Here is a 5,691-nt window from a genome sequence, read left to right on the forward strand (position 1 = left end):
ACGTGAACTCGGCCCTGCTTACGCGGCATAGCCAGCATCCTATCGGGTATCGACGAATCAGTGAATGCGACACGCCAATAATTCTGACTACATATCTAAGCCGGTTCACAGCCCTCTGTCCAGCTCAGGGATCAGATCACGCCCGAAAGCCGTCGTAACTTCGGGCTAGGGTCGAAGCGCTTTTGTCTGAAAACGGGCGAAAATTCGCCCGACAACCTGCCGCATGGCTGATGCGCGCACGCTGGAAATACGCAGCTGAGCATGATCAGTGGGACGGTGGGACCCCGAAGATGCCGGGGGAGCCGAAGCGGGTGCAGCCATCGTGGGATACGGATCTGACCAGGCGAACCAAGCGCACTTGAGGGTGCGCGTCGCAACCGTCAACATGCCAGCCATCGAGGCGACTGCGCCGGCGATCGGCAGGAAAACGGAAGAGGTGGCTCTGATGGTCATTGGTTGGGCCTCAACGCCGCCGCCCCATTCAGTGGAATGTGAGCCGTAGTGTGTGTAGGCCATCGTGTAGTCGTGAGTTCACGGCAGCTTCGGTGATATTCAGCTCGTCGGCGATTCTGCCGGTCGTCCATCCCTGGTAATAGGCCCTGTAGATCACTGCGCGGTGCTCGAAAGGCAACTGCCGCATGGCATCTGCGATCAGCGGTCTCAGCTGCTGGTCGGTACCCGGGGACGAACCCGAGTTCAGGCGACCTACAGCATCTGGCTGCTGCGCGGTCGGGGCCGGCTCTATGACTCTTAATCGGGATCGAACCCCGTCCTGCGCAATCCGGCTGCTAGGCGCAACGGAGGCGTGGCCGGGCTCGAGTGGTGTGGTGGACACCTGTGTGACCCCCGTTGATCGGTCCAGGGTTTCTGTTTTGTCTCCTTGTGGTGGCGCGTAAGCCTGGTGCGGAAACGCCGCCTGCGTTAGTCGGGCCGAAGGCGCGCAGCTGGCGCTGGTGCAGGGGTCGGAGCCGAGCATAGGGGATTCTTCCTGACTAACTAGATAGTTAGGAAGTTACGCTGCGATCATGCTCGGTGTCAACTATCTAGTTAGTTAGTTAGCTATTCTGTGGCAATGACTGTCATCCGTGACGCCGCAGCGACCCGTCAGCGCCTGATCGACGCCGCCCGCGCCGAGTTCGCCCAATACGGCATCGCCGGCGCGCGTGTAGACCGCATCGCCGCAAATGCCGGGGCCAACAAGGCCCAGATTTACAACTATTTCGGAAGCAAGGACCGGCTGTTCGACGCGGTCTGGGAATCGGTCGTGCGACAGGTCATCGAGTCCACCCCGATCGATGGCACCGATCTCGCCGGGTATGCCGCAAGACTGGCCGACACGTATAGGCAATATCCGGAGATCAGGCGGCTGGTGAGCTGGCGGCGCCTCGAGCGCGGTCATGAGGGACCCCATCTGTTCGCGGTGCAGAACGCCAGGGCCACCGTTGACGCGATCGCGAAGGCGCAAGCCGACGGCACGGTATCCGACCATTTCGAACCCGGCGTGCTGTTGGCGCTGATCATCAACGTCGCCTCGCTGTGGACCACGAGCAGCAGCCTCGAGGTCCTGACAGTCGCCGACGTATCGGCCCCCAAGCCGCAGCGCGAGATTATTCGCGACGCCGTCGAACGCCTACTTGGGCGGTAGCGACGAAAGCAGGTGCATCGGTTTGTGGATGGCTCAGGCCCCACAGCGTCTGCCCATGATAAGCGCAGGGCTGTGTTCGAAGCCTTGGAGGAGGACAGTGGTGGTGCCTGGAGCCTCGGATGTCGGCAGGCCCGCTTGAGACGGACGAAAACTCGCCCGACAACCTGTCGCATGGCTGATGCTCGCACGCTGGAAATACGCAGCTGAGCATGATCGGTAACACGGTGGCACCCCGAAGATGCCGGGCGAGCCGAAGCGGGTGCAGCCGAGCCGGGATACGGATTTGAAGAGCAAGAGCAAGCCGACTTGAGCTGGGAAGATCCCCGTTGTGAGTCCGGGGTTTGCGCCTTTGGGTCGTGGTGGCTCCATGACGCTGCGTCCATCGGCCCGCGTGACGGCGTGACGGCCCGACACGAGTGGGGTACTGCATGCGAGCAAATTCGAGTAGTGGACTACGCATGCCTACCCGCTGTGAGCGCTCCACACTCGGCTTATAGCGCCTTGCGGGGCACCGACGCCCGAAGACCAATAGTCCGACGTGCCCCTCACGACGTAGGTGCAAGATGTTCGGTTTGCAGACAACTGATGCAGGTGTTGGCCGACAGGGCCATCACCGGTCCCACGTCACCTTTCTCGCGGCCACATGTGGGCTGCACAGCGGCACGCGCGCGACGGTCGGGGTTCGGACCGGATCGACCGTCAGGCGCGGGCAACGGACCCAAGAGAGATGACACTGATGTCGAGCCACCGTTGGTCACGGCGTATGGGCAAACATGACGGCGTCATGGGGGCCAGGTCGGCGTCGAACCCGAGCGGCCGGGACGTCGACGGGCTTCTGCCCACCGGGACGGTGACGCTGCTGGCGGCCGAAGTCGAGGACTCATCGCGGCCGATGGAGGCTGAGCCTGACCAGATCAGCGCGGTTGCGCTACATGATGACGCCGTGTGGGACATCGTGGCCGCCCATCACGGTGTGCGGCCGGTGGACGGGAGCGAGCGCGACAGCTTCGTGGCGGCCTTCACACGCGCCAGCGACGCGCTGGCCTGCGCTGTGGAGTTGCAGCGGATGGTGCTGCCGGCGCCGATCCGGCTGCGGATCGGCTTGCACACCGGCGAGGTGCAGCTGCTCGACGACGGCAACTATTTGGGTCTAACGATGAACCGCACCGCGCGCCTGCGCGACTTGGCGCACGGCGGCCAGACCGTGCTGTCGGGCACGACCCACGATGTGGCAGCCGACCGGCTCCCCGCCGATGTGTGGCTAATGGATCTCGGCAGGCACCGCTTGCCGGATCTCTCGCGCCCGGAACGGGTGGTGCAGGTTTGCCACCCCGACCTTCGCAACGAGTTTCCGCCGCTTCAAACGCTGAATGTTTGTGCTGAGGAACCTTTTTCAGCGGAGCTGACAAGTTTCGTGGGTCGCGATGCCGAGATCCGTGAGGTGGGTCGAATCCTGGCCCGCAATCGACTCGTCACCCTGACCGGAACAGGCGGCGCAGGCAAGACACGCTTAGCGGTTCAGGTCGCGGCCCTGCTGGCCGGCGAGTTTTGCGACGGCGTGTCGTGGGTGGACCTGGCGCCTGTCACCGATCCTCACCTGGTGCCGGTGACTGTTGCCCGTGCACTGGGCGCACCCGATCAACCCGGCCGCGCCATACTCGACACACTGACCGGTTTCATCGGCGGCCGCCGGATGTTGTTGGTAATCGACAACTGTGAGCACCTGCTCGACAGTTGCGCGCCTCGCATCGTTGCCCTGCTCGGCGCATGCCCGGGGTTGACCATACTGGCGACCAGTCGCGAACCGACCGGGGTGCCCGGCGAGGTCACCTGGCGGGTGCCGTCACTGTCGCTGGCCGACGAAGCCATCGAACTGTTCACCGACCGTGCCCGCCGGGTTCGCCCCGATTTCGTCCTGAGCGACGACAACGTCGACACCGTGCGGGAGATCTGCCGGCGTCTTGATGGGATGCCGCTGGCCATCGAATTGGCCGCCGCGCGGGTGCGCGCACTATCGCTGAACGACATCCTCGACGGTCTTCAAGACCGCTTCCGGCTGCTGACCGGCGGTGGTCGCACGGCACTGCATCGTCACCAGACGTTACGCGCCTCAGAGGATTGGTCGCATGAGTTGCTGAGCGAGTCCGAGCGGATCTTGTTCCGCCGGCTGGCCGTGTTCTTGGGCGGATTTGATCTCGAGGCCGCCCAGGCGGTCGGGGCCGCCGATGCGCTTGACCGCGACCAGGTGCTCGAGCACCTGACCATGCTGGTCGATAAGTCGCTTGCGATGGCCGAAAGCCACGGCCCCCGGATGCGCTACCGGCTCCTGGAGACGGTGCGCGCGTACGCGCTGGAAAAGCTCGGCGAGTCCGGTGAGGAGAGCGCCGTGCGTGCGCGTCATCGCGATCACTACACGTCACTTGCGGCCGAGCTGGACAGCCCGGCCCGCGCCGGTCACGAGCGGCTGCTCGAGCTGGCCGAAATCGAAATCGACAACCTCCGCGCCGCATTCGCCTTCAGCCGTGACAATGCCGATCACGACCTCGCGTTGCAGCTCGCGTCGTCACTGCAGTCACTGTGGCTCATCCGAGGCCGGGTCAGCGAGGGATTGGCCTGGTTCGACGGCGTTCTCGACCACCCGGGCGTCCAGCAGGGCGAATTGGCGCCCGCGGTGCGGGCGCGGGCGCTCGCCGATAGGGCCGTGCTCCATGCGTCGCGAGCCAACCGCGAGAAGGCCGATCAGGTCCAACAAGCGCTGGCGATCGCACGCGAAGTCGGGGACCCAGCTTTGCTGGTCCGCGCGCTGATCGCGCGTGGGAGCATCGCCTCCCATGACGTCGATGGGGCTCGACCCTACTTCGCCGAGGCGATGGAGATCGCGCGGGCACTGGGAGACGGGTTCACGCTGTGCCAGATCCTGGCCTGGCAGGCGTTCGCGGCCCACGTCGCAGGCGATGCCGGCGTGACACGAGCGGCTGGCGAGGAAGGGCGTGACCTCGCCGACGCCATCGGCGCCCGTTTGCATTCCCGACAATGCCGCTGGTGTCTCGGCTCGGCACGCATGATGAATGGCGACGTGAGAACGGCGATCGCCGAGTTACGCGAGGTGACGGACGAGGCCGACGCGGCTCATGACTTCCTCTTCAGGTGGTGCGGCCGGGTCAATCTGAGCCACGCGCTGGCCTGCCACGGTGAGGCGGACCAGGCGCGGTCGACCGCCGAAGCGGCCGTCGAGGCAGCCGCAGGATTCGGGGGCTACAGCGAGGGCTACGGCTATGCCGCGCTAGCCACGGCGGCCCTGGCCGCAGGTGATGTCGCGGCGGCGGCGGAAGCGAGCGCGGCGGCCCGCAAGCGGCTGGGTGCTCGGCAGGAACTCGCGTTGTACGACATCAATTCACTGGCGCAGGTCGCACTGGCCCATGGTGATTTCACCGCGGCGCGTGAGTGGGCGGATATCGCCGTGTCGGCAATGAGCGGGGGGCACCTGGCGGCGGCGCTGGCCACCCGCGCGCGCGTCGCGATCGCTGAGGGGGACCCGGCGCTGGCCGAACGCCACGCCCGTGCGGGGCTGGCGTGCGCCGCGAAGGTGCAGGCGCTGCTGGCCGTCCCCGACATCCTCGAATGCCTCGCCGGGGTGGCCGCCGATGCCGGCAGTCTGCGGGAGGCGGCGCGAATGTTCGGTGCGGCGGAGGCGATCCGCAACCGCACGGGCCTCGTGCGCTTCAAGATTTACGACGCGGGATACGAACGCTGGGTGGCGACGGTGCGAAATGCGCTGGAGCGCGACGAGTTAGACCGCGCATGGGACGAAGGGGCCGCGCTGTCCACCGACGAAGTGATCGCGTACGCGCTGCGCGGCCACACTGGCCGCAAGCGCCCCGCCCGCGGCTGGACGTCGCTGACACCGACCGAGCGCGACGTGGTGCGACTCGTCGTGGAAGGACTGACCAACAACGACGTCGCTGCGCGGCTTTTCGTTTCGCCGCGCACCGTGCAAACCCACCTCACCCACATCTACGCCAAGCTCGGTGTCACTTCCCGCGTCC

At 65.7% G+C, this 5,691-nt stretch carries 3 protein-coding genes and 1 pseudogene; 3 read left to right on the plus strand and 1 reads right to left on the minus strand.

The genetic code is table 11. The features are described from left to right. Nucleotides 1-481 precede the first annotated feature (481 nt). Nucleotides 482-976, minus strand: coding sequence for a sigma factor-like helix-turn-helix DNA-binding protein (locus ACLP4W_RS16565; protein WP_442387706.1), 495 nt, complete (start codon nucleotides 974-976; stop codon nucleotides 482-484). 96 nt (nucleotides 977-1,072) lie between these two features. On the opposite strand from ACLP4W_RS16565, the gene ACLP4W_RS16570 reads away from it, so the two are divergent. The 3 genes and pseudogenes from ACLP4W_RS16570 to ACLP4W_RS16580 form a co-directional block, all read left to right on the plus strand. Beyond that, nucleotides 1,073-1,645 (plus strand): TetR family transcriptional regulator, encoded by a 573-nt coding sequence (locus ACLP4W_RS16570; protein ID WP_442387708.1) that lies wholly within the window; start codon nucleotides 1,073-1,075, stop codon nucleotides 1,643-1,645. A gap of 232 nt (nucleotides 1,646-1,877) precedes the next feature. Beyond that, nucleotides 1,878-1,955, plus strand: a pseudogene (locus ACLP4W_RS16575) (hypothetical protein); the annotation flags it as partial. A 474-nt stretch (nucleotides 1,956-2,429) separates the two neighbouring features. Next, a partial coding sequence (locus ACLP4W_RS16580) for a helix-turn-helix transcriptional regulator (RefSeq protein WP_442387710.1) occupies nucleotides 2,430-5,691 on the plus strand: 3,262 nt, incomplete at its 3' end.

The organism is Mycobacterium sp. (assembly GCF_052145595.1).
GTDB lineage: Bacteria > Actinomycetota > Actinomycetes > Mycobacteriales > Mycobacteriaceae > Mycobacterium.